This window comes from Leisingera sp. ANG49 (assembly GCF_059694505.1).
Map to the genome: position 1 here is coordinate 295,775 of NZ_JCATZN010000002.1, position 15,343 is coordinate 311,117.

Here is a 15,343-nt window from a genome sequence, read left to right on the forward strand (position 1 = left end):
GAATCGCCTCGTTCCGTTGCATCGGGTTCAGGGGACATCGCAGATTTCACCGTCTCAAATTTTTTAGGGGTGGCGAACGGGCCTGCGGAACTATCTCAAATACTGGGAATTGTATGGGGGTATACAATGAACCGGGTTTTCTTTCGCGGCCGGCCCGGGGGGGGCGGTGCTGCAACTCGTATTGATGGCCAGATTAGCGTTTCTGCAAAAAGGGCAAGTGCTGCAAAACGCAGGGCCAAGTCAAAGCCGCAGCGAAGGCGTGCCACCGGGGCGGCAGAGGACGCAGGTGTGGCTGGCGTTGTCTCGGTACCGGCACTTGCATCCGCCTCGGTGGCAAAAACCAGGGGGTTGCTGAGCGGCGCCGAGCTGCGTACCGGCTACATGCCTTCCAGTCCGCTTCTGGATGCGGTGATCAACCGCGGGTTGGCGCTGCTCCTGCTACCGCTTGTCAGTCCGCTTATGCTGCTGATCATCGTGATGCAGAAGCTGCTGGTGCGCGGTCCTGTGTTCTATGCCGGCCGCCGTCTTGGGAAGGACCGCAAGGAATTCAAGATCCTGAAGTTCCGCACTCTGAGCTTCAATGCCAGCACGGTGACCCGCGACCAGACCCTGCCGCGCCGGTCCATGACGGAGACAAAAATTGGCATTTATCTGCGCCGATCGCGGCTGGATGAACTGCCGCAACTGATCAACATTCTGCGCGGTGACATGGTGTTTGTCGGCCCGCGGCCGATACGGCCGGAAATCGAAGACCTTTACCGTGAAGAAGCACCCGGCTACGAAGAACGCTTCCGCATCCGCCCGGGGCTGGTCGGCTTTGCGCAGGCGCTGATGACCCACGAAACTCCCAAGCACTTGCGGGCCCGGTTCAACCGCATGTGCTGCCGTACACCGATCCGCTACTGCGCTGCTTTCGGCTTTCTGGCCTACGTCGGCTTTTGCGTGCTGGCAAAATCAGCCCGTCTTGCACTGTCTGGGATCGCGGACCAGTTCCGCCCGCTCGCCAGGCACAAATGGCTGCGGGCCGGCTTCAATTGCCCGCCAGACAGCAAGGTTGAGCTGTCGGCAGGCAACAGCACCCATGTCGGAGCGATCTGCGGCATTTCGGACGAGGTTCTGCAATTCGTCTCAACGCGCCCCTTTCCCGAGGGCGAGCATTTCGTGACGCTGGTGCGCACCCGCAAGTCCGGGCGAATTTGCCGCCTCAGGGTGCGGGCAAAAATCGAACATTGCGAACCCGTCGGGATCGGCCGCAGCGGGTTTGCGAACTATGCAACCTACTCTACCACGACCAGGGGGGCGAGACATTTCGTTGAACGGTACTTGCTGCAATCGTCGGTGATTTCGTCATGACCAGGGGCAGGCGGCAGCAGCGGGCGGCCGCCCGCACAATGGAACAGCGATGCGGGCTGCAGGCAGATCACCGGGGAGGCCGGAAATGATAGCCCATTACCGCCAGCTGCTGCACTACTACCGAGGGCTGGTTGCCTTTGTCTTTGTGATCCTGGTCGGCGGCACCGCCGCAATCAGCACTTTCTTTCTCTACGTCTCGCCAGCCTATGTGGCGTCGGTCAAGGTTTCATTGCTGCCGACGCAGACAGAGCTGGCATACAGCCAGAACTTTGTCCGGTCCACCACGATCAACCCGGCAAACCTGCTGACTCAAACCCATATCGAATATCTCTTGAGCCGGGAAATTGCCGCCAAGACCGTGGACAGGATGGCGGCTGAATTTCCCGCTGATCCTCCGCCAGTTCGGTCCGCCGATGCGGAGCCTCGGGCAGGTACTGAGCCGCAGCTGGCCCGTCTCAAGCGCCAGATCGGGGAGCGCTTCACCGATTTCCGGCGCAGCGTCCGCCGGATCTACAACATCCTGAATTCGGGGCGGCATGTGCAGCTTGACCCCTACACGGATGCGGTGATGACGCTGCAGGATTCCATAGATGTGGATATGGTCGAAGGCACCTACATCCTGAAGATCAAGGTCTATTGGAACAAGCCCGAACTGGCGGCAGCGGCTGCTAATTTCGTGGCTGACGAATATGTCGAGTATGCCCGGGCCCAGGCTGACACCGCCTCGCGCCGGATGGAGGAAGTGCTGAGCAGGGAAATTGCCAAGGGTAACGGAAATTTTTCCGAATTGGAAAATCAGATCAACGCATTGCGGCTGGCCCGTGCCAACAATTTCGCCGCGTTGCGCGTCATCGATCCTGCAATTGTGCCGCTCTACCCTGCTTTCCCGCGGGTGATCGTCAACACCATCTTTGCCATAATCGGCTGGGTTATGGCGTCGGCCTTTCTGGTGATTTGCGCGGATACATTCTCTGGCACTGTCAAAACCGACGCCGATCTTCGGCGGCAGTTCGGGCTGCGGGTCCTGGGCACCATACCGCTCCATCGCCCCAACCGGGCCAAGCTTGCAGAGCTCGCCAAGAAGATGAACATGCAATGCAATGCCATTCCCTGGCAAGGCGCTGTGACCGCAGTGGGCAGTGACAAGGAAAGCCGCCGGCTGACCGCGGTGATCGAGGTTGCCCTGCGCCGCCTCAAGGGCCGCCAGATTCAGAAGGAGCAGCACTTGGAACGTGTGGTCGGCATGGTTGGGGACCAGGGTGGAACGGCAGCACTCCGGGCGGTGCCCGGCGGTCCCAGCGAGACGGTTGTACAGCTTGGGCGCCTGCTTGATGGGCGCGCCGAAGCGGTGCCAGCAACAGGGGTCAAGGTGACTGACCTGGGCGGTGCCAATGACAGCTTCTGCATGGGCAATGCCAGGGGGTTGAACTGGGTGGTGATCGGGATCCGTCCCGGCACCGTGGCAGAGGAAGCGCTGCAGGGGCTGACTGCCCGGCTGCAAGGGCAGGGGGTGGAGAATATTTTTGGGGTTTTTTTGAAAGGCTGACAGGAGGTGACCGGGGGGTGCTTCAGCACAACACATCCTTGGGCAGCGGCCGCCGCAAAGCAGAGCGGCGCTGGGCGCTAGTTCTTTGGGGCGGCGGCATTGCCGTCATACTGGGTATCTGGGCTGTGCTGGGTTCGGGTGCTCTTCCCAATGCGAATGTACCGGGATGGAGCGGGGCAGCCGCTTTGGGGGGCTGGCTATGGGTTGCGGACGGCTGGATGCGGCGGCGCGGCGGCGTGCCTTGCCTGACCTGGCACAGCGTCAGCGCGGATGCCTCCTGGCTGCCCTGGGCAGCAGAGACCTCGGTTCGGCCAGAAACCCTGGACCGCCAGCTGGCGCAGCTGCAGCAGATGGGCTGCACGGTTATGGATACGGCGGAATTCATCCGCCGCCGCCGTGCCTGCCGGCCTGTTCCTGAGGGCACGGTGCTTTTGCACTTTGACGACGGTTACCTGGACAATTGGGTTGCCGCGGCGCCGATTTTGCGCCGCCACGGTATGCAGGCGACCCTGTTTGTCTCGCTGGAATTCGCGGCACCGGAGCGGCCCGCACCGCAAACTCTGGATGACACCAAGAGCCCGGCGTGCTGGGACGGATACCTCAGCTGGGGCGAGATCCGGGTGCTGGACCAGGCAGGCCCGGGCAAGGTCTTTGACGTGCAGCCGCACGGAGTCGATCACATTCGGGTGCCAGTCAGCCCCCGCGCAGTGGGTCACCTCACCCGGGAAAACTGGAAACGCCATGCCTGGATGCAATGGGCGGCCATGCGCGGCAGCAAGCATGACTGGTACATGACGGAGACGCCGCCTGTCGTTCCTGCCGGAACCGCGATTCCGGAAAGCGACGCAGCCCTGGCGGCGCCCGCCTTTGCAGGCGGCGCGCAGGAGACACAAGCGGAATACGCCTTCCGGGTCCGTGCCGAGCTGGCCCGCTGCCGGACGGAGTTCAAGGCGCGGCTTGGCAAAACGCCAGAGCTTTTCTGCTGGCCGCAGAACCGCACCTCCGGCCTGGCCCGCCGGATTGCAGCCGAGGAAGGCTATCTGGCCACCACTGCCGGGCAGGAAAGCAACCGGGCGGGCGAGGATCCGTCGGTCATCAGCCGGGTCCATGCCGGAGAAAACGCTGCGGGGTTTGCCAATGCCTGGATTGATACCTGGCATTTCCATGCCACGGTGCGCTGTTTTCAAGGCAACTCCTACTGGTATCTGCTGATCCTGGCGGCGGGGCTAAGCAAGGCCTTGCTCAAGCGTCTTAGAAAGCGCAGGCAGCGCAGCCGGCAGCGCCAGGACGCGCGCGCGGCATGATCTGGCGGCTGACCGGATATCTGCTGCTGGCGGGCGGATTGGGCTTTCTGGCGCTGCTGTTGGTCGCCTATGCTGCCGAGTCGCCGAAAAAGGGCCTGATGCTGTTGCCCGGCCTCGCTGCCGGCGGAATACTGACTTTGAACCCTTATGCTGCGGCACTGCTGCTGGTCGTCTTTTCCCATCTCGACGCGCTGGCAGGCCTTCTGTCCAAGGCCTTGCCATTTTCGGCGTTCAAGCTGCTCAGCGTTGCGGCTCTGGGTGGGATGCTGTTGCAGAGCTACCGCAAGCCGCGGCATCTGCGGCTGGGGCCGGCCAGTCGGACCAAGTCACTGGTTGTTCTGTTTTTGATCTGGCTCTGTATCTCCTACCTGACCTGCGAATTCCGCGCGGAAGGCAAGGAGCAGGTGATCGGCTTTGCCAGCGTGATTGTGTTGTTCTTCCTGATCGTTGCGCTGGCGGATACTCCGGGACGGCTGCGCGCCATGGTCTGGGTGCTGGTGGGGACCGGGCTGGTGTCGGGACTTTTCGTGCTGGCAGAAAGCATGCTGGGCGTTCGGCTGGTGGCAACCGAAGCCGCTGCCACCACCGCCCAGTTCGAGGGCCAGGCCCGCAGCGCCGGCGCCTCCAATTACAACCCGACCACGGCAGCGCATATGCTGCTGTGCACCGTGGTGATTGCGGCGGTTCTGTTTTTTGAACACAGACCGCTCAGGTGGTTCAGCGGCGCCGTGGTGCTGGTGGGTATGGCCGCGCTGGTGCTGACGCTTGCGCGCTCGGCGGCAATTGCCCTGGTGCTGATCGCGCTGATCTATATGTGGCAGAACCGCAGCCGCCGCCTGTTTCCCCTGATGCTGGTGTGCCTTGCCGCCGGGGCCGCCGCGGCGCTGCCATTCGTGCCCGAAGTCTATTGGGACCGCATGGGCACGATCTTTGAACAGGGGTCCGACCGAACCTTGCTGCGGCGGTTCTCCTACAACTTGATCGGGCTGGAGCTTCTGTATGAGAACCCGGTCTTCGGTGTCGGCCCCGGCAACTACCCGCATTACTATGCCGGGGATGAATTCCGCTGGTATCCGGGACGGGAGCCGGGGCCGCGGCAGCTGCACAACAGCTACATGGAAGTAGCAGCAGAGCTGGGATTGATCGGCCTGGCGCTGTTTCTGGGGGTGATGCTGACCGCCCTGAAATCGGCGGTTCAGGCCGCGCGCGCCGCGGTGCCAGGCTTGTCGGTTTTTGCCAGGGCGGTGGCCTACGGCTTTGCAGCCTTTTTGATCGCGTCGCTGTTCATGCCCAACGAAGACACTAAGTTTATGTGGATCCTGCCCGCACTCTGTGCGGCGGCCCGGACACTATGCCTTGGGGGAGGCACCGGGACAGCTGGCACAGGCCAGGCGGGCAACGGGGGTGGGGGAAACTGACGTGCGGCTGGCTGTCATCGTTACGGAATATCCAAAGTTCACTGAGACCTTCATCCTGCGGGATGTGATGAAATTTCTGGAATTCGGAGGTGACGTCCGGCTCTATCACCTGTCGCCCTACAACACGTCCGAAGTGCTGCACGGCTTTGCCGCGCCGACCCGGGCCATCGCCCGCCACGGCGGGCTGATCACCCCGCGCACGCTTGCGAGTTTCATGGCCCGGCTGGGCAGCATGGCCGGACCGCTTGCAGTGATCGGCGCGCAGCAGGGCGGCAAGCCGGTTCTGGCCGGGAAATCCGCCGTGGTGTCTGTTGCCGCCTGCGCGATTGCGCGCGAACTGGCAGATTGGGGCGCCGATCATGTGCATGCAGAATTTGCGGGTCATCCGGCAACTGCGGCCTGGGTGATCCACCGGCTGACCGGTATCCCGTATTCGGTCAGCTGCCGCGCCCACGATATTTTCCGCACCCAGCGGCTGCTGGCGGAAAAGCTGGGCGAGGCCGCCTTTGTCCGCACCATCAGCAATTACGGACGTGATTTCCTGGCCAGCCACGTCGGCGGCCTGCGAGCTGAGGATATCCAGGTGATTCACTCCAGCGTCGATGTGGAGAAGGTCCCGCAACTAGGACCGCCGCCGCAGGACGGGCCGTTTCACGTGGTCTATGTGGGTTCTCTGCAGGTCCGCAAAGGTGTGGACGTGCTGCTGCGGGCGCTGGCTGCGGTCAAGGTCCCGGACTGGCGCTGTTCGCTGGCAGGCGATGGGCCGGAGCGTGCGCAGCTGGAGGCATTGGCGGCGGAACTGGGCCTGGGTGAGCGGGTTACGTTCCTTGGAAAGCAGGACTTTTCCGAAGTTAGCAAGCTCTATGAAAGTGCCAATGTGATCGCGGTGCCTTCGGTAATCGGTCCTTCCGGGCGCACTGAAGGTATCCCCAACGTGGCGATTGAGGGGCTCGCGTTCCAGCGGCCGGTGATCTCCACCAATGTGTCCGGCATCCCGGAACTGATCCAGCCGGGAAGAACAGGTTTCCTGATTGAACCAGGCTCCGTTGAAGACCTGACACAGGCGCTGGAAGACGTGCAGGCCGACCCTGAGGCAGCCTATGCCATCGCCTGCCGCGGTCGCCGGCTAGTGGAGGCGGAGTTTTCGCTGGCGGTCAATGCGCGCCGCCAGTTCGACCTGTTCCGCGCCCATTCTGCATCGGCTTTGGGGAGGGCCGCGGAATGATCCTGCTGTTCTGGATATGCGCCGGGCTGATTGCTTTTTCGTTGGCGGGTTACGCGCTGCTGTGGTGCTTTCTGGCCGCCGTGTTCGGGCGCCGGGCGCCGCTGCCTCCGGAACAGCCGCTGCATGCCACGGTGCTGATCGCTGCCCGCAACGAGGAAGCCGCCATCCGGGCCAAGCTGAAGACCGTCCTGGAGCAGGACTGCGGCCCGCACGAGGTGGATGTGCTGGTGGTCTCCGATGGCTCCGAGGACGCGACACTGGAGCAGGCGCTGTCGCTGGACAGCCCGCGTGTCCGCGCCTTTCAGACGCCGGAGCATGGCGGCAAGGCGCAGGCGCTGACTGCCGGGCTGGCCCGGATCGAGGCGGATGTGGTGATTTTCTCGGATGCCAACAGCATGCTGGCACCAGGCTCTTTGCGGTGCCTTCTGGAGCCCTTCGCGCTGCCGGACACCGGTGGTGTCTGCGGCCGCCTGCAGCCGCAGCACCGCAAGGGCCGCGGCGGCTGGCTAGCGCGGGCCGAACGTCTGTTCTGGGCCTATGACTCGGCCCTGAAAGCCGCTGAGAGCCGCCTGGGTGGCGCCGTGTCGGCCCAGGGCACGCTTTACGCCATGCGCCGTGCACTGGTGCCGGAGAGGGTCCCCGGGGATGTTGCCGATGATTTTTTTATCTCAGTGCAAGCTCCCGCGCTGCACCGCCGCCTGGTGTTCGAACCCGGGGCTGTAGCGCAGGAGGCTGTCACCAGCCACACGGGGGATGAGTTCATGCGGCGGGTACGATCCACGGAACGGGGCTGGCGCGGCCTGATGCGGATGCGCCGGCTTATGAACCCTGGCAAGCACGGGCTCTACGCGCTGCAATTACTGCTGCACAAGGGGCTGCGGCGGATTGTGGCCTTTCTGCTGCCTGTTCTGCTGGTGCTGAGCCTCGCTGCTGCGGTGGCGCAGGGCGGAGTTTATACCGCGGCCTTGCTGGTGCAGTTTCTGGTCTACGGGGGGGCAGGTGGGGCGCTGCTGTGGCCGCCGTTGGCGCGACTGCCTGGCTCTGGGCTCGGCCGCTTTTTCGTATTGGGTCACGCTGCAATGGCTTTTGGAATCCTGCGGGCGATGGCCGGGGTGCACAGCGTGCGCTGGGCGCCGGCACGGAGCGTGGCGGATGAGTGACGTCGCGGCCCTGCAGTCCGCAGCGCCTGAACAGCTGCAGACCCGGATCCTGAGCCGCTGGGAAGACGTGGCGGTTCTGGAGCCGGAGTGGCGCAGCATGCACGAGCGCTGCCGCGGGCGCCTGTTTTCTTCCTTTGACTGGCTGGCGGCACAGCACGCGGGATTTGGCCCGCCCGGGGAGCTTAGGATCGTCACCGTCTGGAAAGCCAACCGGATGGTGGCCGCCGCGCCGATGTGCCTGGTCCGGAAGCGTTTCAGCAAGCTGCTGCCCTTCTACCGGCCTCGGGTATTAACTGGTTGGCTGTGCAATTACGCGGGTTTCTTCGAATTTCTCGCCACCAGCCGCGAAACACTGAGGGCGCTGCTGGACGCCGTGTGCAAGACGGCACCGCGGGCTGGCATCGAACTGGCGTTGTTCCGAGTCTGCACCCTTGACGTGTTTACCACCCGCTGCCTGCGCCTTGGTGGGCTGGAGTTGTGGCACGACCGCGTTCAGGGCAGCTCAATCGCGGAGAACCTCACCGATTGGGAAAGTTACTGCCAGACGCGCAGCCGCTCCTTCCGTAAGAAAGTCCGGGTCAGCAGCAGGCAGCTGCACGAGGCCAAGGCGGAGCTGGAGGTGTTTCAGTCGCAGGACGGTGCGCCGGTGCAAAGGATGCTCGCGCTGTCGCAGCGCAGCTGGAAGCAGAAATCGGGAACCGGTCTGGCCGCGCTGCAGGGTGGCGGCGCCTTCCTGGATGAACTGTGGCACCGGTTTGCCGCGCGGGGCTGCGGCAGCCTGGTCCTGATGCGGGCAGGAAAACAAGACATCGCGTCCTTTTGCGCGGTCCGCTGCCGGGAAACTTGGTACGGCTTGTTCTCGGAGTTTGACGAGGCTTTCTCCGATTTGTCGCCGGGCCGGTGCGTCATGTACTGCAGCCTGCAGGCAGTGACCGGGCAGGGACAGCCCGTGCGCTTCGAGTTCGGGCGCAGGACCCACTACTTGCGGGATTTCGAAACCGGATCGTATCAGGTCCGGCGCTTGCGGGGAGTGCGGCGGGGCAGCCGTGCCTATTGGCTGCTGAAGCTGGAAGATGCCTTGCGGGAACTGACCGGCGTACGCGGCTTGCTGCCAAACCGGAGGCCGCGGCGGGCCGACATCCTTGCCGATGGCAAGGGGAGGCCTTGATCATGCTGCAGCAGCTTGACTCCGCAAATGCAGGAATCCGTGTCAGCTTGGATCAGGTGCTGCCGTCCGCGGTCCGCAGCAGAGTGGAAGCTTTCCTGCAAGATTGCCCGCCTGCAACCTGGCTGCAGTCTCCCGGCTTCAGCGCCTGCTGCCCGCCATCTCCGCGTCACCGCTATCTGACGCTGACAGCTTATTATCCGGATGGCCGCATTGCCGGCTTCGGCGTTGCGCGCCTCACCCGGCTCGCCCCGGGGCGGTTCTTGGCGAGTTTCCGGCGCGGTCCTGTCACCGGAACGCCGGAGGCGCTGGCGAATATTCTGCCTGCGTTTGCGGCGCGGCTGCGCCGGGAGGGCTGTTGCTCGATGCAGCTCAACCCGCGCTGGAGCGGTCAACAGGACGTGCAGCGGGTCTGCGGGGGGCTGGAGACTGCCGGTGCGGTCCGGCTGCCTTCCGACGCACAATCGCAGCATGCGGATACTGCACTGGTCGGGCTGAACGGATCCGCTGAACAGCTGCAATCCAGGCTGAAGCAGCGCTGCCGGCGGCAAATCCGCAAGTCGCAGAAAGCGGGCATTGAGGTGCGCCCAGCCGCGAGCCTCGAAGAAGCCCTGCAGTTCGAGCCGCTGATGCAGGCCTTCTTCCGCACCCGCGGACTGGGCCTCGAATCCGTGCCGCCAGTGGCATCGCAATGGCAGATGACCCGCGGCCGCGGGGCGTTCCTGCTAGCCTGGCAAGCGGGCAGGCTGGTGGCAGGACATGTCATGATTGCCGACGGCAGCCGTGCCTTTTGGCTGGTCTTCGCCCGTTGTGATGAAAGCTCCAGTGCCGCTGCGGGGTATCCGCTGGTTTGGGAGGCCCTGAAAATTGCCCAGGCACAAGGCTTTGCGCAATACGACATGGCCGGGGCCGCAGGTCTGCCCGGGGCTGGCGGCGCACACATCTCTCGTGGCACCAGAAACCGGGCACAATTCAAATCCGCCTTCAATCCGGACGTGGTCCCGCTGGTGCCGGCTTATGTGCTGCCGCTGCGCCAGCCTAGCCATACACTGCTGTTCAACCTGCGCCATGTCTACCGCAGGATGAGGGCACGGACGGAGGGGCATGCATGAACGCATCTCAGTCCATTCCCATTTTTGTCTTAGGCCTGCAGCGCTCCGGCACTACTTTGGCTGCCAATTTGCTGGCGGCGCAGCCCGGAATTGCTGCGGTGACGGCTGAGCGTCACCACGGGGTGCATGAAAGCGTTTATTTCTCGCATTTCGCCCCTTCCATGGAGCCCTGGCCTAGCCCCGGCTGGCGCGCCGATGCGGCCGGGGATTTCCTAAGCAGCGAATACTACCGGCTCTGCGGGCTTTCGCGCCATTGGGGAGAAGATGCGGCCGAGACGAGCGCCAGCCCGGCTGAGTTGTTCTGCCGGGTGATGGAGGCGCTAGCGCGGCGGCAGGGCGCAGCGGCCTGGGTTGAAAAATCGCCGCACCATACGCTGCTGGGGCCAGGCATTGCCAAGGCGGTGCCAAGGGCGCTGTTTCTGTGCGTGAGCCGCCGGAACCCTGGTTTCCTGCGTTCGCGGCTGTGGTCCTATGGCCGCCGTCCTCCGCCCTACCCGCGGCGCGCCCTGCTGATCGGGCGGGCCTGCGCCTCGAATGTCTTTCATCTGCGATGCATGCGCCGGCTGCAGCGGCAGTTGGGCACGGAACGCGTCTTCTGGGCGGAATATGAGGCCTTGCGCGCGGATCCGGGCAAAGTGCTGGCACCGCTGCTGGCGGCTGCCGGGCTGGAGGCGGGCGGCATCCGGCAAACGGACTTTCCCCCGAATTCCAGTTTCGCCAGCCAAAGCCAGCGCAGCCGGGCGCTGACGGCCGCAGATCTGACAGTGGCCAGAGTGTCCGAAGCGATGGCGCGCGCCGTGCCGCAGCCGCTGCTTGCTGCGGCTCAGCGGCGCCTTGCCAGCCTGCGGCCATCAGACTTTCCTGGCTGGGTCTGGCCGTCGGCGGCATATGGTGCTGGAAGCAGAGCCTGGCCGGGGGATCAGGCAGAATAAGGAGGAGACCGGAATGCAGCCGTTGCGAGTTGAAATCGCCAGCCGCCTGCCTGATTTGCAGGCGCTGGAAGGGCAGCTGACGGCACTGTCTGCAGCTGCCGGGGCAGGTGCCTATGACAGGCCAGGCTTCTTCCTGCCGTGGGCGAGCGCGGCGGTTGCTCAGGGGCAGAGACCTGCCTGCCTGTGCCTGTGGAGAGGCCTGGATCTGGCGGGCTTCGTTCCGCTGTTCCGGCGGCGAGATTGGAAGGCGGCTTTTGCCTGGCGTGCCGGCCCGCCTGTTTACGGCTCTTCTCCTGCCTTCGACCTGTTGTTTGATCCGCAGGACAACCAGGACGAACTGGTCTGGGCAATGGTGCAGACATTGGAGCGGATGCGCTGGCTGGACCTCACTTTTGAAAACCTGCCGGCGGACCACCGTTTGGGCTGCAGCCTGGCGCACGCTTTCGAACAGCGAGGATACAGCGTCGAGCGCAGTGCCGGGTTGGGCTATTATCTGGTTGAGGGCGTGGCAAGCGGCGCGGAACTGGAAGCCCAGCTCAGCAGCAAGAACCGCCGCAACCTGCGCGCTGCCGAGCGGAAAATGGCTGCCAGCTGCGATGTTGGCCTGTGCACGCCTGACGATGACCCGGAGGAAGCAGTAAAGGTTTTTCGCGCGGTGGTGGCTGCCAGCTGGAAGGACTGCCCGCGCATGCGCCGGGTCGGCCTGCGGCTGTATGAAGACCAAATCCGCGGCTGCGCGCGGGACGGAACACTGCGGTTCTGGTCGGTGTCGTGCCAAGGGGAGCCTGTTGCCTTTGTCTTTAATCTAGCAGAACAGGGCGGAGCGCATCACGGCTACTTCACTGCCATCACCCCCAAGGGCTGCGAGCTGAGTGCGGGGACGGCCCTGATGTACCGGTCCATCAAACACAGCCTGGACGAAGGGGCGGCTTCTTTCAATTTGTGGTCAGCCCGCCACAACATAAAGCGGATGACCAATAACCGGATGAAAACTGTCACCCTGAATATCAGCTGCGCCGGTTCGGGTGCGCGGCTGCGCCTGGAGGCTGCCAGCCAGCTGCAACTGCTGCGTCAGGCTTTCAGACCGCAAAAACCGCGGCCGCGGACCTAAGACTAAACCTCAAATCAGAGGGAAATCTTCGCCTGGAAAGTCAGGCTACCGCCGTCTTCGCCGGAAACATTCCGGGACTGTCTTCAAAGGTTACGGGCTGGGAACTGCAAAGCCGCCGTTGAGCGCACTAACCGCAAGGTCGGGAGTGCTGTTGCGGGTTGCCATGCGCTCTAGGTTGACGATCGTCGACAGCATGATGCGATCATGGCTCCAGTCGCTGGGCCGCTGCAGCAACACGGCGGTTACCAGCACCACTCCGGCCATCGCCAAAGACACAATACCCCAGCCGAGCGAGTTCGGCCCCTGCGGCTGGACAGCCGTTACCGCAATGATCCGCCGTTGCAGAGAAGCGCCGCGGCGGGTTTCGCGCCGGTCGACCAGCGCCACCACCGGGCTGCGGCGGGTGAACAGGGCAGGTCCGCGGGCGGCATGGGCGCAGGCGCGGATCAGGCATTCGCAATAGGCGCGCACGTCGAACCCGGGCCGCGCCATCAGTGCCTGGTCGCAGGCAAATTCGCGCAACAGCCGCACCTCGCGCCGCCACAGGTAAAAAGCGGGGTTCCAGAATAGCAGCGGGCGCAGCATCTCCAGCAGAAACTCGCATTCGATGTCGCGCTGGCGGAAGTGCTGCAGTTCATGCGCGACAGTCAGGCGCAGGTCGCGCGAGTCATTCAGCAGCTGTGTGGGCAGCACCACATAGCGGCAAAACGGCCCGCGGGTGGAATAGGCCACGCGAATGTCGTCGGACACCATCAGCTGCACCCGGCCGATGCGTTTCCAGGCAAAGGCGCCCGCCAGGTTCTGGCGCAGGCGGAAAACAGAGATCGCAACATGCGAAAAACAGATCAGCGCTCCGGCGGCAAAGGCCGCTGTAACCGCCTGTGCCCAGGCCGGCTGCAGGCTGGTGAGGCCGCGCACCGCATCCTCGCGGAGGCCCAGGGTGGCTTCAAACGTGCCCGCGCTCATGCTGACGTTGCCCTGCAGGTACTGCGACACCAGCATGTCGGAGAAATTCGGCGGATGGGCGATGACGAACCGGGTGAAGGCGAGGATCAGCACCGGAGAGGCGGCCAGCAGCACCGTCATCCCGTTCAAGAGCCGCAACTGCGGCCTGTAAGCACGGCCCAGCGGGCTGCGCGCCAGCGCTTTGCGGGCGGCGAACCACAACAGGGTACCCGCCAGCAGCAGGATATTCAGATCAATATAGGCATTCAGCAGAACATCAGCGTTCATTATCCCCCAGCCTTTCCTCCAAGAGCGCCCGCATCTCCTCGAGCATCTCGTTGGTCACATCCTCATCATCGACCAGCCGCGCCACCAATGCGGCGGGCGCGCCGTTGAAAAGCTTGCTCGAAAGGTTCTTCAGAGATGTCTTCTGATAGTCTGCCTTGGGAACGGCAGGGCGGTAGACAAGGGAGCGGTCCTTGCGCTCGCTGGTCAGGAAGCCCTTCTGTTCCATGATCTTGAGAACCGTGGCCACCGAGGTATAGGCGCGTTCCTGCACCTTGTTCAACTCGGCCAGGATATCGCGCACGGTGCCGCCGCCCATGTCCCAGACGACGGTCATGAATTCCAGCTCAACCTCGGTCAGCAGGGAAGTGTCGTGTTTCTTGCGCATCGCCTCGGCAGTCCGGCTCATGTGATCGTTCCAGTCATGCTAGGGGAAGCAGGCTTCCGTGAAAACTATTTTTTTAGAAGATGCGCGGCTGCGGGGCGTTTGTTGTCAAATTGTGCGCTGCCGCGCGAGTCTTCTCAGCAAGTTGCAGAGTGACGCGCCGGTCCGAAAGTTACTGCTTGGCGCATCAGTTCAGGGTCTTGGCTGAGAAGGCCTTGAAGGGCAGGTTTGCCTTCAAGGCCTGTCCCGATTGTGTTTTGGTTACGCGCGTCAAGGGCAAGCCGCCTGCGGCGGGGCTTTCGGCCCCCTTGACCCGCTGGGCATCAGACCTTCCAGAAGCAGAAGATGCCCCAAGCGATCGACAGCCCCAGCGGCCACCACAGCGGCATCCCCACCAGGCCGAGCCAGGCCAGGAAGATGTAGGAAGTGCCCAGGAGGCTGATGAACAGCCGGTCGCCCCGGGTGGTGGTGAGGCCGAGCACGCCCTTGCGGGCCGCGCCGCCCGGGTGGCGGATTTCGGCGATGATCAGCACGCCGATGGCGCTGAAGATGCCGATGAACAACAGGGCAGTGGGCCAGGTCCAGGCCATCCATGAAAGCATTACACCCTCCCCATCGCGAAGCCCTTCGCGATGTAGTTGCGGACAAACCAGATCACGATGGCGCCCGGAATGATTGTCAAAGTGCCGGCTGCCGCCAGCAGCCCCAGTTCATAGCCCGCGCTGGAGGCGGTCTTGGTCATGGTGGCGGCAATCGGCTTGGCGGCGACGGCGGTCAGGGTCTTCGCCAGCAGCAGCTCCACCCAGGAGAACATGAAGCAGAAGAAGGCTGCCACACCCACGCCGGCCTTGATTGACGGCACAAAGATCGTCGCAAAGAAGCGCGGGAAGGAATAACCGTCAACGAATGCGGTCTCGTCCAGCTCCTTGGGCACGCCGCCCATGAAGCCCTCCAGGATCCACACCGCCAGCGGGATGTTGAACAGGCAGTGTGCCAGTGCCACGGCCAGGTGGGTGTCGAACAGCTCCACCGCGGAATAGAGCTGGAAGAACGGCAGCGCAAACACCGCAGCCGGTGCCATCCGGTTGGTCAGAAGCCAGAAGAACAGCTGCTTGTCGCCCAGGAACCGGTAGCGGCTGAAGGCGTAGGCCGCCGGCAGCGCCACCGCGATGGAGATCACGGTATTGATCGACACGTAGGCGATTGAGTTGATGTAGCCCCAGTACCAGCTGGGATCGGTGAAGATGGTTTTGTAGTTGTCCAGTGTGAACGTCTGCGGGAACAGCGAGAAGCCCGACAGGATTTCGTTCGTCGTCTTGAAGCTCATCGCCACCAGCCAGTAGATCGGCAGCATGAGGAACAGGATATAGACGATGGGGACGATGGATCGTTTCTGCATCTT

The 15,343-nt window shown here is 63.6% G+C and carries 14 protein-coding genes; 10 read left to right on the forward strand and 4 right to left on the reverse strand.

Features of this window, described 5'->3' with window-relative positions; genetic code table 11:
- The first annotated feature begins 126 nt into the window (after positions 1-126).
- The 10 genes from AC58NV_RS07870 (at position 127) to AC58NV_RS07915 (ending at position 12,326) form a co-directional block, all read left to right on the forward strand.
- On the forward strand, positions 127-1,353 hold the full coding sequence (locus AC58NV_RS07870) for a sugar transferase (RefSeq protein ID WP_497226632.1): 1,227 nt from the start codon (positions 127-129) through the stop codon (positions 1,351-1,353).
- 85 nt (positions 1,354-1,438) lie between these two features.
- Entirely contained in the window at positions 1,439-2,899 is a 1,461-nt protein-coding gene (locus tag AC58NV_RS07875; protein ID WP_497226633.1) for a hypothetical protein, read from the forward strand.
- 218 nt (positions 2,900-3,117) lie between these two features.
- A complete protein-coding gene (locus AC58NV_RS07880) occupies positions 3,118-4,203 on the forward strand; it encodes a polysaccharide deacetylase family protein (protein WP_497226634.1) in 1,086 nt (361 codons plus the stop codon).
- Positions 4,200-5,621, forward strand: a complete 1,422-nt coding sequence (locus tag AC58NV_RS07885) for an O-antigen ligase family protein (RefSeq protein ID WP_497226635.1) — start codon at positions 4,200-4,202, stop codon at positions 5,619-5,621. The genes AC58NV_RS07880 and AC58NV_RS07885 overlap by 4 nt, the downstream gene beginning before the upstream one ends.
- A gap of 1 nt (position 5,622) precedes the next feature.
- On the forward strand, positions 5,623-6,846 hold the full coding sequence (locus tag AC58NV_RS07890; RefSeq protein WP_497226636.1) for a glycosyltransferase family 4 protein: 1,224 nt from the start codon (positions 5,623-5,625) through the stop codon (positions 6,844-6,846).
- Positions 6,843-8,006, forward strand: coding sequence for a glycosyltransferase (locus AC58NV_RS07895; protein WP_497226637.1), 1,164 nt, complete (start codon positions 6,843-6,845; stop codon positions 8,004-8,006). The genes AC58NV_RS07890 and AC58NV_RS07895 overlap by 4 nt, the downstream gene beginning before the upstream one ends.
- Positions 7,999-9,174: a GNAT family N-acetyltransferase gene (locus AC58NV_RS07900; RefSeq protein ID WP_497226638.1), complete on the forward strand. Its 1,176-nt coding sequence runs from the start codon at positions 7,999-8,001 to the stop codon at positions 9,172-9,174. Before AC58NV_RS07895 ends, AC58NV_RS07900 begins: the two co-directional genes overlap by 8 nt.
- 2 nt (positions 9,175-9,176) lie before the next feature.
- Entirely contained in the window at positions 9,177-10,283 is a 1,107-nt protein-coding gene (locus AC58NV_RS07905) for a lipid II:glycine glycyltransferase FemX (RefSeq protein ID WP_497226639.1), read from the forward strand.
- Positions 10,280-11,215: a sulfotransferase gene (locus AC58NV_RS07910; protein WP_497226640.1), complete on the forward strand. Its 936-nt coding sequence runs from the start codon at positions 10,280-10,282 to the stop codon at positions 11,213-11,215. Before AC58NV_RS07905 ends, AC58NV_RS07910 begins: the two co-directional genes overlap by 4 nt.
- Positions 11,216-11,228: 13 nt before the next feature.
- Positions 11,229-12,326, forward strand: coding sequence for a GNAT family N-acetyltransferase (locus AC58NV_RS07915; RefSeq protein WP_497226641.1), 1,098 nt, complete (start codon positions 11,229-11,231; stop codon positions 12,324-12,326).
- A gap of 90 nt (positions 12,327-12,416) precedes the next feature.
- Here AC58NV_RS07915 and AC58NV_RS07920 read toward each other — a convergent pair whose 3' ends face one another.
- From AC58NV_RS07920 to AC58NV_RS07935, 4 genes are all read right to left on the reverse strand, one after another.
- Positions 12,417-13,559 carry a M56 family metallopeptidase gene (locus AC58NV_RS07920; RefSeq protein ID WP_497226642.1) on the reverse strand — a complete coding sequence of 381 codons (1,143 nt, stop codon included), beginning with the start codon at positions 13,557-13,559 and terminating at the stop codon, positions 12,417-12,419.
- Positions 13,549-13,965: a BlaI/MecI/CopY family transcriptional regulator gene (locus AC58NV_RS07925; RefSeq protein ID WP_366661081.1), complete on the reverse strand. Its 417-nt coding sequence runs from the start codon at positions 13,963-13,965 to the stop codon at positions 13,549-13,551. Before AC58NV_RS07925 ends, AC58NV_RS07920 begins: the two co-directional genes overlap by 11 nt.
- Positions 13,966-14,264: 299 nt before the next feature.
- Positions 14,265-14,543 (reverse strand): DUF2160 domain-containing protein, encoded by a 279-nt coding sequence (locus AC58NV_RS07930; protein ID WP_039150888.1) that lies wholly within the window; start codon positions 14,541-14,543, stop codon positions 14,265-14,267.
- A complete protein-coding gene (locus AC58NV_RS07935) occupies positions 14,543-15,340 on the reverse strand; it encodes a carbohydrate ABC transporter permease (protein WP_222505253.1) in 798 nt (265 codons plus the stop codon). The genes AC58NV_RS07930 and AC58NV_RS07935 overlap by 1 nt, the downstream gene beginning before the upstream one ends.
- Positions 15,341-15,343: the final 3 nt, after the last annotated feature.